The sequence below is a fragment of the Paraburkholderia sp. SECH4 genome (genome assembly GCF_030511745.1).
GTDB classification, from domain to species: domain Bacteria; phylum Pseudomonadota; class Gammaproteobacteria; order Burkholderiales; family Burkholderiaceae; genus Paraburkholderia; species Paraburkholderia madseniana.
Genome location: NZ_JALOCP010000014.1, coordinates 1 through 15,215, shown reverse-complemented (window position 1 = coordinate 15,215; position 15,215 = coordinate 1). Strand labels below are relative to the sequence as shown.

Below are 15,215 nucleotides of genomic sequence, written 5' to 3'. Positions count from 1 at the left end.
TCACCTCGATTAAGCAAATTGCTCAGCAGGCTGGCCTGCAAGCAGGATCGCCGCGTGAGTCGGTGCAACTGCGGCATGCTTTGTCGTTTGCGTCAACGCCGACAACATCGAGTGGTCGTTGAAGCGGAAGAAGCACAAAAGCTGATCGGAAGCGGCCAGCTTGACGATCTGCGCGAGCGACAGCCCGGCAAGCAAATCAGCCAGTTCCGACGACAGTCCCAGTCGGAACATGCCGACCGGTTTGTCCTCACGCAACATACGTTGCGCGAGCATGATGTAAGACAAGTTGATCTCGCGGATTGAATCCAGCGTCTCGCTGCTACGGTCCATTTTCTGTGTTTCCGAAGCCCCGAATTACTATGTCGGCTTTTTTTGCCGTTATGTCTTTTGTGCCTCACCGGAAACGTTGTCCTCCGGCTACATGTCACTACCTGATACAGCTCGCGACTTTTTGATACATCGCGTTACATTTCGTAACAGCTTGGGACGAATTGTATGAAGGGCAAAACAAGAAATCAATCCCTTCTCAAAAAAATATCTCAAAAAGATGCATCAAATTTCGGTAAGTCTTTCACAGTCCTGTAATAGACGATGCTTAGCAGGTTTTTTGTTGCCTTGGAATTTTGTCTGATCCATGAAAACCCTTGTGTGGTGGGCCTTATCGTTATTCATCTGAGCAATGGTGTGTACCCGGTCGAGAACCGAAAAATCAGGACTGAATCAGAAAGGAAATAGAAAGCGAGCCCAATTGAAAGTAATAAATACCGCTCATTGGTGCTGCTGTGGGGACAAATTAGATGTGTAACAGGTTGGTGCAGCCCTAGTTACAAACGGGGCGCATTTGTAACTTCCAGCAACCGTTTGCGCGGATCCGTTCGACTTCGAGGCCGAACGCCGGGCGCAGGCGGGTGTCGAGTACGTTGCCGGCGAAGGCGACGACCAGCCACAGCCGACCGTGCAAGCTGCCTGACACGATGCCGCTGAAATAGGCGCCGATGTTACAACCGTAGGCCAGACGGGCCCCGTAGCCCAGCATCAGGCCGCCGACCACTGCCGCGACCAGCGAGCGGACCGGGCGCCCCGGGAGCAGGATTGGCGCCCAATAGCTGTTACATGAAGCGCGCCATCAGATCGGCATCGTGAAACACCCCGCCGACGTTCAACGCGTCGACCTCGCAACCATATTTGCGGAAGCCAAGCGACTCGTAGAGTTTGCGCGCCGCCTCGTTGCGGCTACTCACCATCAACTGGATTTGCCGTAGACCTTCTACCTGTGCCGCTCGCGCCAGCAACTCATTAAGCAAGGCGCGCCCGACTCCGCGACCCGCAGCTTCCGGCGCGACATACATACCGACGACGGAAGCCTTGTGTCGTTCCTTGTCGCTCTGGTTACGCAGCAATCCGACCACGCCGATTAAGGGGGCATTGGCCGATTCATAAGCACCGAGCAAAAAGTCGCCTTCGGCTGCGCGCGTGCCCTGCAACGTCGTGCCGCGCCGCGCCCTTGGCCACCGCTTCCTCGTAGCTTTGCCCGAACGACTCCGGATGCGCCTTCAGTCCGCGCAGGCGAAGCTCAAAGTAGGCGTCGCGGTCGGCCGGACCGAGTTGGCGGACCAGTAGGGCGCTGTTGATCAAGTGTGTCTCTCCGTGTGGTTTGAATGGTGCTGCAAGCGGGAACAACTCTGCTTTCGATGCTGCTCTTCGGGTTTCTGCGGTTCAGCGGTGCTGCTATGGCTTCACGGCTTCAGTTTTTTGGCCTTCGGCACGTTGGCTCGCGGCAATCTCGCGCAACGCCGCCGCGGTTTCCTGATCGGCGGGAAAGAACGCTTCAATAGCAAGCTCCGATAGTGTGACATCTACCGGTGTGCCGAATACCGTGGTCGTGCTGAAGAACGACAGCACGCCGATCGGTGTGCGCAAACGCAGCGGCACGGCGATCTGATTACCCGCGGTGTCGGCGTGCTCGGCCGCTTCCGCGCCGGGCGGAGCGGGGTATGCAGCGAGTTCGTCGCGCAGTGCGCTCAACGTGTCGTCGCCGCTCACGTCGATTTGGCGCTGGAGTCGGGACAGCCCGTGCGCGCGCCAGGCATGCCAGTTGACGATCGACGCTGCGATGCCTTCCGGATGCAAGCTCAGTCTCATCGCATTGACCGGCGGTTTTAGAAGCGCCGGGCTTGCGCCTGCAAGCAGCGGCGCAAGCGCATTGTTCGCGGCAATGATGGTCCAGTGACGGTCGATCGCGAGAGCCGGATACGGCTCGTGACCTTTGAGCACCAACTCAACTGCCTCGCGTGCGGCGGCTAATTGCGGGTCCGTCAAAGGGCGTTCGCGGAACAGCGGCGCATAACCCGCCGCAATCAGCAGCGCATTGCGCGCGCGCAGTGGCACGTCGAGCCGCTCGGCGAGGTGCATGACCATTTCCCGGCTGGGCACCGCGCGGCCCGATTCGACGAAGCTCAGATGCCGCGTTGAAATATCGGCTTCAGCGGCGAGCAGCAACTGGCTCATTCTTCGCCGCTGCCGCCATTCGCGCAGCAGATCGCCGACCGTGCGGCTTGCCGTCGGCCTGTTCGACGGGATGGTTTGTGCAAGAGAAAGTGTGTTCATGTTGCCGATGATAGCCAAAGCGCGTTAGCGATCCATTACCTGACAGGTAATGGAATACCCGGGACTGCCCTGGAATATCCGAGAAAGCGTAGGAGCACCTACGAATACGCAGCGCATTCAGGGCGTTACCCCAAGCGACAACACGCCAGGCGCGAATCAGGCGGGCGCCACGCCTTCCGGCACGGCGTTGAGTTTGACGCCCAGCGCGCGCAGCAGTTTGAACACCGTATCCATGCGCGGTTTGGAGCCGGGCGCGAGTGTTTTATAGAGGCTTTCGCGCCCGAGTCCAGCGTCGGCCGCAACCTTCGCAATGCCGCGTGCTTTTGCGATGTCGGCGATCGCGGCGAGGAGGAGGTCGGCGTCGCCTTCTTCCAGCGCTGCGTTGAGATACTCGGCGATCATCTCTTCGCTATCGAGGTAATGCGATGCGTCGAACCGTGCGGTTTTGACTTTGCTCATGACAGTTCCTTTCTGATGTCTGCCCACATTGATTTGGCATGCCTGATGTCGGCTGGCTGCGTGGATTTATCGCCACCGCAGAGCAGCAGGAACACCATGCGCCCTTCGCGCGCGAAGTAGACCCGATAGCCGGGCCCGCAATCGATGCGCATCTCGGACACACCGTCTTCCAGCAGCTTGACGTCGCCGAAATGACCTCGCTCAGCACGCCGGACTCGCACCAGGATTTTGGCTCTCTCCCTCAAGTCTGAGAGGCCGGCAAGCCAGTGGTCGAATTCCTCGGTGCGGTTGACCGTGTACACAGGCGGTGAACCGATTTGTTGATGAGTGTATCCTGTTGGATACGGCATTGCAAGTGTGAAAACCATATTAAAAAAGCGGCTTGTGTCCGCGCCCATTCAGTTCGTCACATGCCGCGAGTCGACACTGCGCGGCCCCCAATTCCGCCATGAGGTTAGCGGCTGACGCAGCCGGTGACGATTCGGCCGAATGGCCAATCCGGTGGACAAAAAAGCGCGGTTCTTCACGCCGGTGCATCCGGATGCTTACCTCCCACGTAATCGACGCGCTGCGCTCGAGCCGTCAATCTTCACTCCGAGCCCGCCGCATACACCGTGTCTGCCGAGCGTAGTGCTCAGTCATGCCAATCAAGGAGTCTGAGATGAATGCGCATACCGATCTGATCGACCGTTACTTCGACGCATGGAATGAAACCGATGCAGTGCGCCGCCGCGAACTGATCGCCGCGACATGGACTGCCGATGCCGACTATCGCGATCCGCTGCTGGCAGGCGCGGGCCATGACGGCATCGACGCGATGATCCGTGCGGTGCATGAACGCTTCCCGCATCACACGTTTCGCCGCACGACGGAAGTCGACGGTTTCGCCAACCGCCTGCGATTTTCGTGGGCACTCACCACGCCGGCCGGCGAGGCGATCGTCAAGGGATCCGACTTCGGCGTGCTCGACACGCACGGCCGCCTGCAGGCGGTGACCGGTTTCCTCGACCAGGTGCCTACCGCTACCTGACCACACGCAGTTTTTTCACGGAGACGATCATGCATGAGTCCGTTGCCGTCACGGCTCCCGGTACTGTCCTCACGGTCGCGCGCCTGTCGGGCGTTGTCGACGCGCTCTCCAGCGCGATCGCCGGCTTCGCTCTGCTGGCCGGCACGCGCGCGTTCACCTTCGCTGCGTTGCTGGCCTGGCGCGAGCCGGTGCTGGGTGGCGCGGGTCTCGTGCTGCTCGCCTTGGTCGGATGGTTGCGGTGGCGGTGTCGCGGAATGCCGCTCGCCGCATCGTGTGGACAGGCGGATTGACGGTGAGCCGCCGGTAACGGACCGTGCGCCACGGTCTTGCTACAATCGATCGCGACGCGCCACAAGGGCAATCCGCTCGAACCCGGGTAGCTGGCCGCCAATCGAACCTCAAGGAGACACCGTGCTGAAGAATCTGGACCCGCTGCTGAATGCCGATGTGCTGCATGCGCTACGCTCGATGGGGCATGGCGACGAACTGGTGGTTTGCGACGCCAACTTTCCGGGCGCATCCGTCGCGCAGGAGACGGTGTTGGGCAAGCTACTGCGCCTCGATGGCGTGAACGCACCGCGTGCCATTCGCGCGATTCTGTCGGTGATGCCGCTGGATACATTCATCGAGCGCCCTGCGTCGCGCATGGAAGTGGTCGGCGAGCCGAATACGATTCCAGCCGTTCAGCGCGAAGTGCAGATCGAAATCAATGCGGCGGAAGGGCGCGAGGTGCCATTTGCTTCGGTCGAACGTTTCGCTTTCTATGAGCGGGCGCGCAAGGCCTATTGCGTGATCGCTACCGGCGAAGAGCGCGGTTACGGCTGCTTCGTTTTTACGAAGGGTGTTTTGCTCGCGCCGGATGCGCCGCAGCAATAGCACTTCACGACGGCGACGACACCCATCTTATCCCCGCGCTTAGGCGCGGCGGCGATACAGTCCGTGGCGTGCACGATCGGGCACGTGCTGGGCGCTGGGACACCTTTTTCCTTCCCTTGAGACGGCGCGGATTACGCTGTTCGTGCCGGCCCACGCTTGGAAAAGGCGGGCAGCGCACCTATTCTCAGGTGCAAAGTGGGGAACTGCGGCCGTCTGGCCGGGTCTGCTGCTTATTCATTTACAGGAGCCCCTCATGACGCGTCCCGTCGATTCCGGCGTCATCCTCATCGCGCGTGTTGCCCTTGCCGTGCTGTTTTTATGGGGCGGTGTGATGAAACTGCTGGGCTATGCGGGTTTTGTCGGCTATCTGAATTCGAAGGGTGTGCCGCTCGTCCAGGTCGCCGCACCGATTGCAACAGCGGTCGAGGCGCTCGGTGGCCTGCTGCTGATCGTCGGCTTCAAGATCCGCCCGCTCGCGCTCGTCCTGGCCGTCTATACCGTGGCGGCCGCGGTGCTGGGCCACGATTTCTGGAATGTTACCGATCCCGCTTTGCAACGCGATATGGTGATCCACTTCTGGAAAAACATCGGTATCGCTGGTGGTTTCCTGCTGCTGTTCGTGACCGGAGCGGGCCGAATCAGTATCGACGGCGCGCGCTCGCCACGCGGCGGGCTGAATCTCTGATCACGCAATTGAGGTAGTCTGTGCAGGTCGCTTTTGATTGTGGCTGTAATCAAGGGAGCAAATAATGATTCAAAGTTTTGAGCAAACCATTGGCGGCAAGGTCACGCAGTTGTGCGCAAGTCTCGGCGAAGGGCCTACGCCGCATCGCGTCATCATCAGCCTTGCCGATTCGGCGAAAACATTGGTGGTTCTGGATGCATCCGGTCTTATTGGCACGATCAAGGCCGAAATCGAACAGCCGGAAAAATTGATCGCCGACGCGATCACCAAGGCGCAAAACGAAGGGCTGATCGAGCGCGCGATCGACACGGGCGTGATTCAGGAAGCGCCGCTGTAAGTCACGCGGCGGCAGTGCGCGTTGTAGCGCGCCTGCTGGCGCCGTATAAGCGCGGAAAGAAGACTCCTGCGGTGTGTAAGCATCGCGGGGGTCATTTTTTTGCGCTTCCGGTGAAGCGGCGAGACGCTAAGTGCGACTCGCCAGTTTGCGGGTTTGCCGATTCATCGATTTGCCAATTCGCCGGCTCGCGCCGGGCAAAGCGATGAGACACTCAACGCGGTTCACCAACTTGCCCAGGGCCAGTCTTGTAGGGTTGCGAGGCCGACGCGTGCGGTTCCGGATGCACGAGGCAACCCATTATTCCACCGAGCACCAGCAGACCGACCGAGATGGCCGTCGCGGCCTGCATCCCCGAAACGATCTGCGTGGCAGCCGCACCGCTCGCCAACGCGCCAAAAGCGGCTACACCCACTGCGCCACCTGCTTGGCGGGCGGTATTCAGCACAGCGGACGCAGTGCCCGCGCGCTTCGCTTCGACGGAGGCCAGCACGGCGGTCGTCATCGCCGGAACCGCGAGGCCCATCCCCGAGGGAATCAGCAGGAACGGCAGCAGCAAGCCGACGAGCGGCGTAGACGCATCGACGAAATGCAGCAGGCCGTAGCCGAGCCCCGCAGTGATTGCGCCGGCGATCATCGGCACACGTACGCCAAAGCGTCCGACCACCCAGCCGCTTGCCACGTTCGAGAGCAGAAAACCGCCCGTCAACGGCAGGAACGCGAGGCCCGCCTGCAGCGGGGTATAGCCGCGTACGCGCTGCAAATACAGGCTTAACACGAACACCATGCCGTAGTACGTCAGATTCACGCAGATGCCGAACAGCACCGCGGCATTGAAGGTCCGCTTGCTGAATAGCGAGAGCGGCAGCATGGGTGCCGCGACGCGCGATTCCACTGCGATAAAAGCGCCGGTCGCGATGAGCGCGAGTATGAACCCGCCGGCTACCAGAGGATGGCTTAGCCCGAGCGGTCGCAGTTCGATCACAGCGGCGACGAAGGCGGTGAGCGCGACGATCGCAAGTGTCTGACCGCTCAGATCGATGCCGCGTGGGATTGCTTCGGTTTTATCCGATGCCGATGCTGTACCTTTAGTCGCAACAGCAGCCGCATTCCCAACTCCAGCCCCAGTGCCTGTCCTCATCGCCGTCTCACGCCCAGTCGTGGCCGGAGCGGGAACCGTAGTCGCGGCCGCTCGCTGCGCGCTTTTCTGTGCGGATTCAGGGCGGGGCACCCAGAACCAGGTCGCCAGCAAACCGGCTACGCAAATCGGCAGATTGACGAGAAAGATACTGCGCCAGCCGAATGCCGCGATCAGCACGCCACCGACCACCGGTCCGGCCGCGATCGAAATCGCGCCCGCGGCGGTCCACAGTCCGACTGCGCGCGCACGGAGCTTCGGATCGCGGCCGTATGACTGATTGAGCAGCGCCAGCGAGTTCGGCAGCATGGCGGCCGCACCGATGCCCTGCACAGCGCGCGCCGCGACCAGCATTGTGGCATCGAGCGCCAATCCGCAGGCGAGCGACGCGAGTGCAAAGAGCACGATGCCGGCCGCGTACATGCGCCGTGTGCCGAGCCGGTCCCCGAGCGCGCCCGCCGAAAGCATCAGCACGGCGAACGCGAGTGTGTACGCATCGACGACCCATTGCAGCCCCGCGACATCCGCATGCAGGTCCGCACCGATCTTCGGCAGCGCGATGTTGACGATGGTCACGTCGAGTTGCGTGACGACGAAGCCGACGCTGACGGTCGCGAGAATGCGGCCGAGGGCGGGCGATGGGCGGGTATTGGAAGAGTTCATGAGACACATCGTAGGCTGATGCAGCGCACGATGTTTCGGTCCGACGTGAAGTGTCGATGTCGCCGGAATTGCCGTAAAGGCGGGGCGTGGAGCCGATGCAAACAACGGCGCACCACGCGGTGCGCCGTTGCGAAACAGCTCGACTAGCGCACTTGTGGCGCGTCTTTGATAAGCAGCGTCGTCAATGCCCCGACAATGCAGATCGCGCCGACATACAGCGGCGCGGCCATCGGGTTCGACTTCATCATCAGCGAAACGGCGATCGGCGTGAGGCCGCCGAACACTGCGTAGGCAACGTTATACGAGAACGAGATGCCCGAGAATCGCACGACCGGCGGGAACGCCTTCACCAGCACGAACGGAATCGCGCCGATCACACCGACGAACAGGCCGGCCACCCCATACAGCGGCACCAGCGCCGACGTATCGACGGCAAGCTGCTGGAACATCACGTAGTACGTCACGGCCAGCGCGAGGCCGCCGATGAAAATCGTGCGCCCCGCGCCGATGCGGCCGGCGATCGAGCCAGCCATCACGCAACCGATCGTCAGGCACAGCGTCGCCACGCAGTTCGCCAGCAACGCGGTGGCCGGCGCGATATGAAACTGCTTCTGCAGCAGCGTCGGCGTCATCAGAATCACCACGACGATCGCAGCGGACAGCATCCACGTGAGCAGCATCGACACGATCACAGCGCGGCCGTGGTCGCGCAACACGGCCTTGAGCGGCACTTCCGCGGCGATCGCCTTGCGTTGCTTGAGCTCGGCGAACACCGGCGTCTCATGCAGCCAGCGGCGCAGATAAACCGAGAACATGCCGAACACGCCACCCACCAGGAACGGGATGCGCCATGCGTAGGCGGAGATTTCCGCCGGTGCGAAGTTGCGGTTCACCGCCGAGGCAATCAGCGAGCCGAGCAGGATGCCTGCCGTGAGGCCGGCTGTCAGTGTGCCGCACGCATAGCCGATGTGCCGCTGCGGCACGTGCTCGGAAACGAACACCCATGCGCCCGGCACTTCGCCGCCGACCGCCGCGCCTTGCATCACGCGGAACAGCAGCAGCAATACCGGCGCCATTACGCCGATGCTGGCGTAGGTGGGCAGCAGGCCCATCATCAGCGTCGGCACCGACATCAGCAGCACGCTCAGCGTGAACATGCGCTTGCGGCCGAACAGGTCGCCGAAGTGCGCCATGATGATGCCGCCGAGCGGCCGGGCCAGATAGCCCGCCGCGAAGATGCCGAAGGTCTGCACCTGACGCAGCCAGTCGGGCATCGCGGCGGGGAAGAACAACTGGCCGATCGCCGGCGCAAAGAATACGAAGATGATGAAGTCGTAAAACTCCAGCGCCCCGCCGAGCGCGGCGAGACCGAGCGTCTTGTAATCGCTTCGCCCAAGAGGGCGTGGGGTGACAGCCTGCGCTCCACCCAGATTTGTCGCTTGCATTGCTTGTGTCTTGTCTTGAATTGGAAACCACACGTAGCGCGTGGAAATACGGCGGTCGTCGGGCGAGAAGTGTGGCAAGCGCTGGGTAGAGCACGGGACACCGGCGCGCCGGCCCGGGTAGGGCAAGCGCGATGACGACTGGGGCCAGGGCGGCGATTTTACAGGATGAAAGCCGGTCGCTTCGGGAAGTGCTTAATTAGATTGGGAAAAGTTCCCTGAGGCGTGCCTTTTCGACGGCAGGCAGGACCATGAGGGCTGCGCGTTGTGCGAGCCGCAGCGGTTGGGTGTAGGAATGCCGTGCCCACGTGTGGGAGTCGGGCGATTGGTATGCAAATTAGGATTGCTCCTATGTGAAGGAGTGGGCGTCCCTCTGAGAATCGCGTCCGAGCTATCAGTTAAGAGTCATCCCATGCGCATTGCCATTCTTCAGCGTGACCCCGTCATGCGTCAGTCGATCGAAAAGATTCTTATGAGTGCCGGCCATACCTGTATGGTCTATGACGACGGTCTGAGCATGTCGAAAGCGCTCGCCCGTTCCACCGTGGATCTGCTGGTGCTGGACTGGCAAGGCACGCGCCTGTCCGGCGCCGAAGTCCTGAGGTCGGTGCGCGCGGTCGGCGGCGATCGCCTGCCGGTCCTGTTCGCTCCGACCGAGACGTCGGAGGATAGCGTGGTGCGTGCCTTTGCCAGCGGGGCCGACGACTATGTCGGGCTGCCGTTGCGCCCGGGCGAGTTCCGCGAGCGCGTTGCGGCGTTGCTGCGCCGCGCCTATCCGGATCGGTTCAGCGCCGCGAGCTTCGATGTCGGCCCCTACCATTTCGACATTTCCCGTCGCCCGCAAAGTCTTATCCAGCAAGGGTTGTTCACTACCTGTTCAAAATTTGTTCAAAACCCGTAGCACCTATTCGCTGAGTTCGGCGGTTGTCTGTAACGTCGCGAACGGCTGTCGTATCCAAGCGTTGCTGGTGAGGCGCGTGCCCCGAGTGCCACGTCGGGCACAAATGGCGCCTCGTGCACGGCAATGGTTAAAAAGACCTTTTGCATGCTAGCTAGCCGCAAACCTGATTGCGCAACGCAGTCAAGTGCAGAACTTTCTCGGTCGACCCTATTTGTGAAGTGGTTCTGGTGCAAATAGGCTCATTGGACCGGTTAAAGTTGCGATCCAATCAATCTGGTGGGCGGTGATGAGCAAAGGGAAGGGGCTGGAGGGGTTGTTCGATGGTCGGCATTTTGATCGGGAGATTATTGTTCTGTGTGTGCGCTGGTACCTTCGCTACAAGCTCAGCCTGCGCGATCTGGTCGAGATGATGGCCGAGCGGGGATTGTCGCTGGCACACACTACGATCATGCGTTGGGTAAAGCGCTTTACGCCGGAGTTCGTCAAGCGCTGGAACCGGTTTGGCATACCCACAGGCCGGTCATGGCGTGTCGACGAGAGTGTGTCACGAACATAAGCGAGAGCTTGTGGTGCTGTACTGAAGATGGGAGCGGGCCTCCCGGAGCCGGCTTGCAGGAGCAGGCTTCAAACCGCCCGGTGCTGCTGCGTTCAAAAGGCGTGGTGGTGAGCGACCGTGGAAAAGTCGTCCATAAGGATGGCAGGTAGGTGTTGAGCAGATGAGCGAAAGCGAACCGTTCGATGACGCGTCGTTAACACGTTCAAGGCGCTGTCAAAACTGGGGTCATCTCGTCGCTCCAGGATCAGTCAGGACGAGACCTGTTTACGGACCTGACGGCAGCCGGCGTAGAGGCGGCATGAGCTCAACACAGGCTTCGGTATGGAACGTGAGAACCTTGTTGCGGATGCAAAGGGAAATGACAAATGGCTGACACCATGAGGAAGAATACCGATGCCGCAACGAGGGGCGGAGTTGCCCGTAGTAGTGTTGAAGCCCTTGTAATGAGGGTGGAGCGAAGGGGCGGCGTTATCCTGTTGACGAAGGTCACCAACCTGCACTGCGGGGATGAGTGACATGAAATCAACAAAACCGTATTGCATTGCAAAGCGCACGGTGTGGGAAGCCTATCAGCTGGTGAGGGCCAACCGGGGTGCTGCCGGGGTGGACGATGAAACGATCGCCATGTTCGAGCAGAACCTGTCGGGCAATCTGTACAAGCTGTGGAACCGGATGTCATCGGGGTCGTACTTCCCGCCACCGGTGAAACAGGTGGAGATACCCAAGGCCACGGGCGGTACCAGAAAGCTGGGCGTGCCCACCGTGTCGGATCGAATCGCCCAGGCTGTGGTCAAGCTCATGATAGAACCGGTCCTGGATCCGTTGTTCCATCCGGATTCCTATGGATACAGGCCGGGAAAATCCGCAAAACAGGCTATCGCGGTGACGCGCAAGCGTTGCTGGCAGTACGACTGGGTTGTTGAGTTTGACATCAAGGCGGCGTTTGATCAGATCGATCATGACCTCCTGCTCAAGGCGGTACGCAAGCACATCAAGGTGGACTGGCTTCTGTTGTATATCGAGCGGTGGCTGACTGCGCCATTCGAGACTGCAGATGGGGCGAGACTGCCACGAGCGCGAGGTACACCTCAGGGGGGAGTGGTCAGCCCGATGTTGATGAATCTGTTCATGCACTATACGTTCGACGTATGGATGCAGCGGCACTTCCCTCAATGCCCCTTTGCGCGTTATGCCGATGATGCAGTAGTACACTGCCGCAGCCTGGCACAGGCGCAGGAGGTCATCCAGGCCATCGCTTCGCGACTGGCGGAGTGCGGATTGCAGATGCATCCTGAGAAGTCAAAGATCGTGTACTGCAGGGACCGAAGTCGTACCCAAACCTACCCGGAAGTGACTTTCACATTTCTGGGCTTCCTGTTTCGTCCGCGAAGGGTGAAGACCCGGTCCGGGCAGATCTCGACCAGTTTTCTGCCCGGCGTAAGTTCTGCTGCCTTGAAACGGATGCGACAGACGGTGAGGGGGTGGCGGCTGCCTCGTCGAACGTCCGGGTCACTGGTCGAACTGGCCGAGCAATGTAATCCCACGATACGTGGCTGGTGGAACTATTACGGGGCCTTCTATCGGACGGCCATGCTCGGGCTCGGTCAGTATCTCGACCGCAAGCTCGTGCGTTGGGCCCAGCGCAAGTACAAGACACTGCGACGGCATAAAAGGCGCAGTGAAGAGTGGTTGCACAAGATGAAGAAGGCGTACCCGCGACAGTTCGTGCACTGGCAGTTTCAGTGGGCACAGGTTGGATAACGGGAGCCGTATGACGCGCGAGTGTCACGTACGGTTCTGCGAGAGACTTCGGGCGCAATTCCCGAGGTCTACTCACCCCTATCTGAAGATTCGTGGCAAGTGGGTCTATCTCTACCGGGCGGTAGATCGGGCCGGCCAGACAGTGGACTTCACGCTCAGGGCGAAGCGCGACGTGAGCGCGGCCAAAGCCTTCTTCAGCAAGGCCATCAAGCATCAGGGCCAGCCACCGGAGACGATTACGCTCGATGGGTATGCCGCCTCGCACCGGGCCGTGCGGGAGATGATCGCTGACGCTCTGCTGCCTGATGGAACGCACGTGCGCTCCTCGAAGTATCTGAATAACGTGATCGAGGTGCGACACGAGGTCGCTTACAGAAGTTGTTCTCACTTCTCGCAGCATAGAAGGAGAGAACCACCGGTGTCACCCGGTGAATCTAGGAGCCTGAATCAAGAGCGGCTCTGACAACGTAACGAAGCGCCACAAGGCGCGGGGTATCAATCGCGAGAGGCGTACCCTTCTGGCAGCCATACGCCGGATGAGTGCCAGATAGTCGGTATGGTGAAAACATTTGAATCTGCAGTAGGGTCGTTACGTTGAACGAGCGGAAATGGCTATTGCGCTCGAACCAAAACGGTACTGGAGGTGGGAACAGCGTCTTTCGATTACGCGTTCGTGACCCGCATACCTCCCGGCCCAGAGCAGGCACCTAACCCGACACACTTCCATAAGCGGAACGTGGAAACCCCGTATCGCTCCCTTCGGGACAGCAGGCTGCGAGGTCTGCCCATGGCGGTGCGGGCACAGGATCGGGGAAAAAGCGAATGCCCGGCTGTAATGGACGGGATACGGGTTGCAACATCACCCGACGCGAAAGCGGGCAGACTTCCTCGTGGTCTCTCCTCACCAGAGAGTTTGCAGAACCATCTAAACGGAAGGAAAGCAAATGAGCGCAGCAACACGGGCGCGTGCACCTTCGGGTGTGGCGTGGAACGGCATCAATTGGGCCGATGTTCAACGTCAGGTAAGGAGGCTGCAATCGCGTATGGTGAAGGCGGTACAGGCCGGCCGCCATAACAGGGTGAAAGCCCTGCAATGGCTGCTGACCCATTCGTTCAGCGGCCGTGCATTAGCCGTGAAGCGGGTGACTGAAAATAAAGGCAGGAACACCCCCGGTGTGGACAAGGTAACGTGGAAAACACCGGCGGCAAAGGCCAACGCGATTGCGTCGTTGAAGAGGCGGGGTTATTCGCCCCTTCCGCTTCGGAGGGTTTTTATTCTGAAGAAGAACGGCAAGACGAGGCCCCTCGGCATACCCGTGATGCGGTGCAGGGCAATGCAAGCTTTACATTTGCTAGCGCTCGAACCCGTTGCGGAAACCACCGCCGATCTGAATTCTTATGGGTTCAGACCGGAACGCTCTACTGCTGACGCTGGAGGACAATGCTTCATTTCTCTGGCAAAAAAGGCGAGTGCGGAATGGGTGCTGGAGGCCGACATCCAAGGCTGTTTCGACAAAATTTCCCACGACTGGATGATCGCCAATATCCCCACGGACAAGGTGATTCTAAAGAAGTGGCTCAAAGCGGGATACGTGTATCAAAACGAACTCTTCCCCACTGACGCCGGCACCCCGCAAGGGGGAATTATTTCCCCGGTGGCAGCCAACATGACGCTCGATGGCCTCGAAGCGATGCTCGCGGAAAAATTCCCGCGAGCGAAGCAGAGAGGACTGAAAATGAACATGGTGCGTTACGCGGACGACTTCATTATTACCGGCCACTCGAAGGAGTGGCTGGAACATGAAGTCAGGCCGGCAGTAGCTGAATTCCTGGCGGAACGCGGGCTGGTCCTATCACCAGAAAAGACCAGGATAACGCACATCAAGGATGGGTTTGATTTCCTCGGATGGAACATTCGCAAGTACAACGGCAAGCTACTGATGAAACCGTCGAAAGCGAACGTCAAGGCACATCTTGACAAAATTCGTGAAATCATCAAGGCCAACAAGACGGCTAAACAGGCGAACCTGGTAAAGCTGCTCAATCCTGTTTTACGAGGATGGGCGAATTACCATAGCCATGTTGTCGCCAAGAAAGCCTTCGATCGGGTTGATCACGAGGTCTGGTCAATGCTATGGCGATGGGCGGCAAGAAGGCACCCTAAAAAAGGCGCCAGATGGATAAAAATCAAATACTTCAGGGCTAAAGGTCTGCGGGACTGGGTATTTGCCGCCACAGAAAAAAAAGAGGATGGCACGACAAGAGAGGTCACCTTGCTGAAGGAATCGGACACGCCAATAAAACGGCACATCAAGATCCGAGCGGGCGCCAATCCGCACGATCCGCAATGGGTACCATACTTCGAATCCCGATGGGGCCAGAAGATGCTGAACTCGACGCGCGGTCGCCGTAAGCTGTACCGTGTCTGGGTAAGGCAAGATGGCATGTGTTCCAACTGTCAGCAGCCCATCACAATGAACACCCGCTGGGATGTTACGCATATTGTGAAGCAAACTGACGGCGGGACGGATGCAGCAAGCAACCTTCAAGTGCACCATCTCAATTGCCGTAGGAATCCGCAATACGCCTGAGTAGAAGTTGTGCCACCGGGTGTCGACAGATGCCTTTGTAGAGGCTTGAGCCGTATGCTCCTAAAGGCGCACGTACGGTTGTGTGTCCAGCGAAGGCTGGCGTGTTCAGCAGGAGACAGACCTGCCGGGGTAGAAGTCAGAAGCCCCGTAGCTTGGATAGCAGGGTGGCGGG

At 59.9% G+C, this 15,215-nt stretch carries 13 protein-coding genes and 5 pseudogenes; 10 read left to right on the top strand and 8 right to left on the bottom strand.

The genetic code is table 11. The annotated features are described in order from the left end of the window. Positions 1-9: 9 nt before the first annotated feature. The 6 genes and pseudogenes from flhD to M0D67_RS19805 form a co-directional block, all read right to left on the bottom strand. Positions 10-330, bottom strand: coding sequence for a flagellar transcriptional regulator FlhD (gene flhD, locus M0D67_RS19830; RefSeq protein ID WP_028194930.1), 321 nt, complete (start codon positions 328-330; stop codon positions 10-12). A 490-nt stretch (positions 331-820) separates the two neighbouring features. Further along, positions 821-1,075: pseudogene (locus M0D67_RS19825) on the bottom strand (YeeE/YedE thiosulfate transporter family protein); the annotation flags it as partial. A gap of 34 nt (positions 1,076-1,109) precedes the next feature. Further along, positions 1,110-1,635: pseudogene (locus M0D67_RS19820) on the bottom strand (GNAT family N-acetyltransferase). Between the two features lie 93 nt (positions 1,636-1,728). Continuing rightward, complete coding sequence (locus M0D67_RS19815; protein ID WP_266239421.1) at positions 1,729-2,607, bottom strand: helix-turn-helix domain-containing protein; 879 nt, start codon at positions 2,605-2,607, stop codon at positions 1,729-1,731. A gap of 156 nt (positions 2,608-2,763) precedes the next feature. After that, on the bottom strand, positions 2,764-3,066 hold the full coding sequence (locus M0D67_RS19810; RefSeq protein WP_054039070.1) for an addiction module antidote protein: 303 nt from the start codon (positions 3,064-3,066) through the stop codon (positions 2,764-2,766). Beyond that, positions 3,063-3,434, bottom strand: coding sequence for a type II toxin-antitoxin system RelE/ParE family toxin (locus M0D67_RS19805; protein WP_266239532.1), 372 nt, complete (start codon positions 3,432-3,434; stop codon positions 3,063-3,065). The genes M0D67_RS19810 and M0D67_RS19805 overlap by 4 nt, the downstream gene beginning before the upstream one ends. Positions 3,435-3,727: 293 nt before the next feature. Here M0D67_RS19805 and M0D67_RS19800 point away from each other — a divergent pair, with 293 nt between their 5' ends. The 5 genes from M0D67_RS19800 (at position 3,728) to M0D67_RS19780 (ending at position 5,994) form a co-directional block, all read left to right on the top strand. Then, positions 3,728-4,096, top strand: a complete 369-nt coding sequence (locus M0D67_RS19800; protein ID WP_266239420.1) for a nuclear transport factor 2 family protein — start codon at positions 3,728-3,730, stop codon at positions 4,094-4,096. 29 nt (positions 4,097-4,125) lie between these two features. Beyond that, complete coding sequence (locus M0D67_RS19795) at positions 4,126-4,386, top strand: hypothetical protein (protein WP_266239419.1); 261 nt, start codon at positions 4,126-4,128, stop codon at positions 4,384-4,386. Between the two features lie 121 nt (positions 4,387-4,507). Beyond that, positions 4,508-4,972: an RbsD/FucU family protein gene (locus M0D67_RS19790; protein ID WP_168435985.1), complete on the top strand. Its 465-nt coding sequence runs from the start codon at positions 4,508-4,510 to the stop codon at positions 4,970-4,972. 253 nt (positions 4,973-5,225) lie between these two features. Continuing rightward, positions 5,226-5,657 (top strand): DoxX family protein, encoded by a 432-nt coding sequence (locus M0D67_RS19785; RefSeq protein WP_154566770.1) that lies wholly within the window; start codon positions 5,226-5,228, stop codon positions 5,655-5,657. Positions 5,658-5,721: 64 nt separating this feature from the next. After that, the gene (locus tag M0D67_RS19780) at positions 5,722-5,994 is read left to right on the top strand and encodes a hypothetical protein (protein ID WP_154566769.1); all 273 of its coding nucleotides are present in this window, start codon (positions 5,722-5,724) and stop codon (positions 5,992-5,994) included. Positions 5,995-6,205: 211 nt separating this feature from the next. Here M0D67_RS19780 and M0D67_RS19775 read toward each other — a convergent pair whose 3' ends face one another. Continuing rightward, on the bottom strand, positions 6,206-7,792 hold the full coding sequence (locus M0D67_RS19775) for an MFS transporter (RefSeq protein WP_266239418.1): 1,587 nt from the start codon (positions 7,790-7,792) through the stop codon (positions 6,206-6,208). 143 nt (positions 7,793-7,935) lie between these two features. Next, on the bottom strand, positions 7,936-9,237 hold the full coding sequence (locus tag M0D67_RS19770; RefSeq protein ID WP_266239417.1) for an MFS transporter: 1,302 nt from the start codon (positions 9,235-9,237) through the stop codon (positions 7,936-7,938). A gap of 409 nt (positions 9,238-9,646) precedes the next feature. Between M0D67_RS19770 and M0D67_RS19765 the strand changes: the two are divergent. The 5 genes and pseudogenes from M0D67_RS19765 to ltrA (M0D67_RS19745) all read left to right on the top strand — a co-directional run. Next, positions 9,647-10,060, top strand: a pseudogene (locus M0D67_RS19765) (response regulator transcription factor); the annotation flags it as partial. A gap of 361 nt (positions 10,061-10,421) precedes the next feature. After that, a pseudogene (locus tag M0D67_RS19760) lies at positions 10,422-10,673 on the top strand (IS6 family transposase); the annotation flags it as partial. Positions 10,674-11,207: 534 nt separating this feature from the next. After that, positions 11,208-12,452, top strand: a complete 1,245-nt coding sequence (gene ltrA, locus M0D67_RS19755) for a group II intron reverse transcriptase/maturase (RefSeq protein WP_266239416.1) — start codon at positions 11,208-11,210, stop codon at positions 12,450-12,452. Positions 12,453-12,531: 79 nt separating this feature from the next. Next, positions 12,532-12,915, top strand: a pseudogene (locus tag M0D67_RS19750) (DDE-type integrase/transposase/recombinase); the annotation flags it as partial. 481 nt (positions 12,916-13,396) lie between these two features. After that, positions 13,397-15,043 (top strand): group II intron reverse transcriptase/maturase, encoded by a 1,647-nt coding sequence (gene ltrA / locus M0D67_RS19745; RefSeq protein ID WP_266239415.1) that lies wholly within the window; start codon positions 13,397-13,399, stop codon positions 15,041-15,043. Positions 15,044-15,215 lie beyond the last annotated feature (172 nt).

Coding starts and splice junctions, on each gene's coding strand:
- M0D67_RS19780 (WP_154566769.1), top strand. CDS start 5,722: ATGATTCAAAGTTTTGAGCAAACCATTGGCGGCAAGGTCACGCAGTTG.
- M0D67_RS19795 (WP_266239419.1), top strand. CDS start 4,126: ATGCATGAGTCCGTTGCCGTCACGGCTCCCGGTACTGTCCTCACGGTC.
- M0D67_RS19805 (WP_266239532.1), bottom strand. CDS start 3,434: ATGGTTTTCACACTTGCAATGCCGTATCCAACAGGATACACTCATCAA.
- M0D67_RS19810 (WP_054039070.1), bottom strand. CDS start 3,066: ATGAGCAAAGTCAAAACCGCACGGTTCGACGCATCGCATTACCTCGAT.
- M0D67_RS19800 (WP_266239420.1), top strand. CDS start 3,728: ATGAATGCGCATACCGATCTGATCGACCGTTACTTCGACGCATGGAAT.
- ltrA (WP_266239416.1), top strand. CDS start 11,208: ATGAAATCAACAAAACCGTATTGCATTGCAAAGCGCACGGTGTGGGAA.
- M0D67_RS19785 (WP_154566770.1), top strand. CDS start 5,226: ATGACGCGTCCCGTCGATTCCGGCGTCATCCTCATCGCGCGTGTTGCC.
- M0D67_RS19770 (WP_266239417.1), bottom strand. CDS start 9,237: ATGCAAGCGACAAATCTGGGTGGAGCGCAGGCTGTCACCCCACGCCCT.
- M0D67_RS19815 (WP_266239421.1), bottom strand. CDS start 2,607: ATGAACACACTTTCTCTTGCACAAACCATCCCGTCGAACAGGCCGACG.
- M0D67_RS19775 (WP_266239418.1), bottom strand. CDS start 7,792: ATGAACTCTTCCAATACCCGCCCATCGCCCGCCCTCGGCCGCATTCTC.
- ltrA (WP_266239415.1), top strand. CDS start 13,397: ATGAGCGCAGCAACACGGGCGCGTGCACCTTCGGGTGTGGCGTGGAAC.
- flhD (WP_028194930.1), bottom strand. CDS start 330: ATGGACCGTAGCAGCGAGACGCTGGATTCAATCCGCGAGATCAACTTG.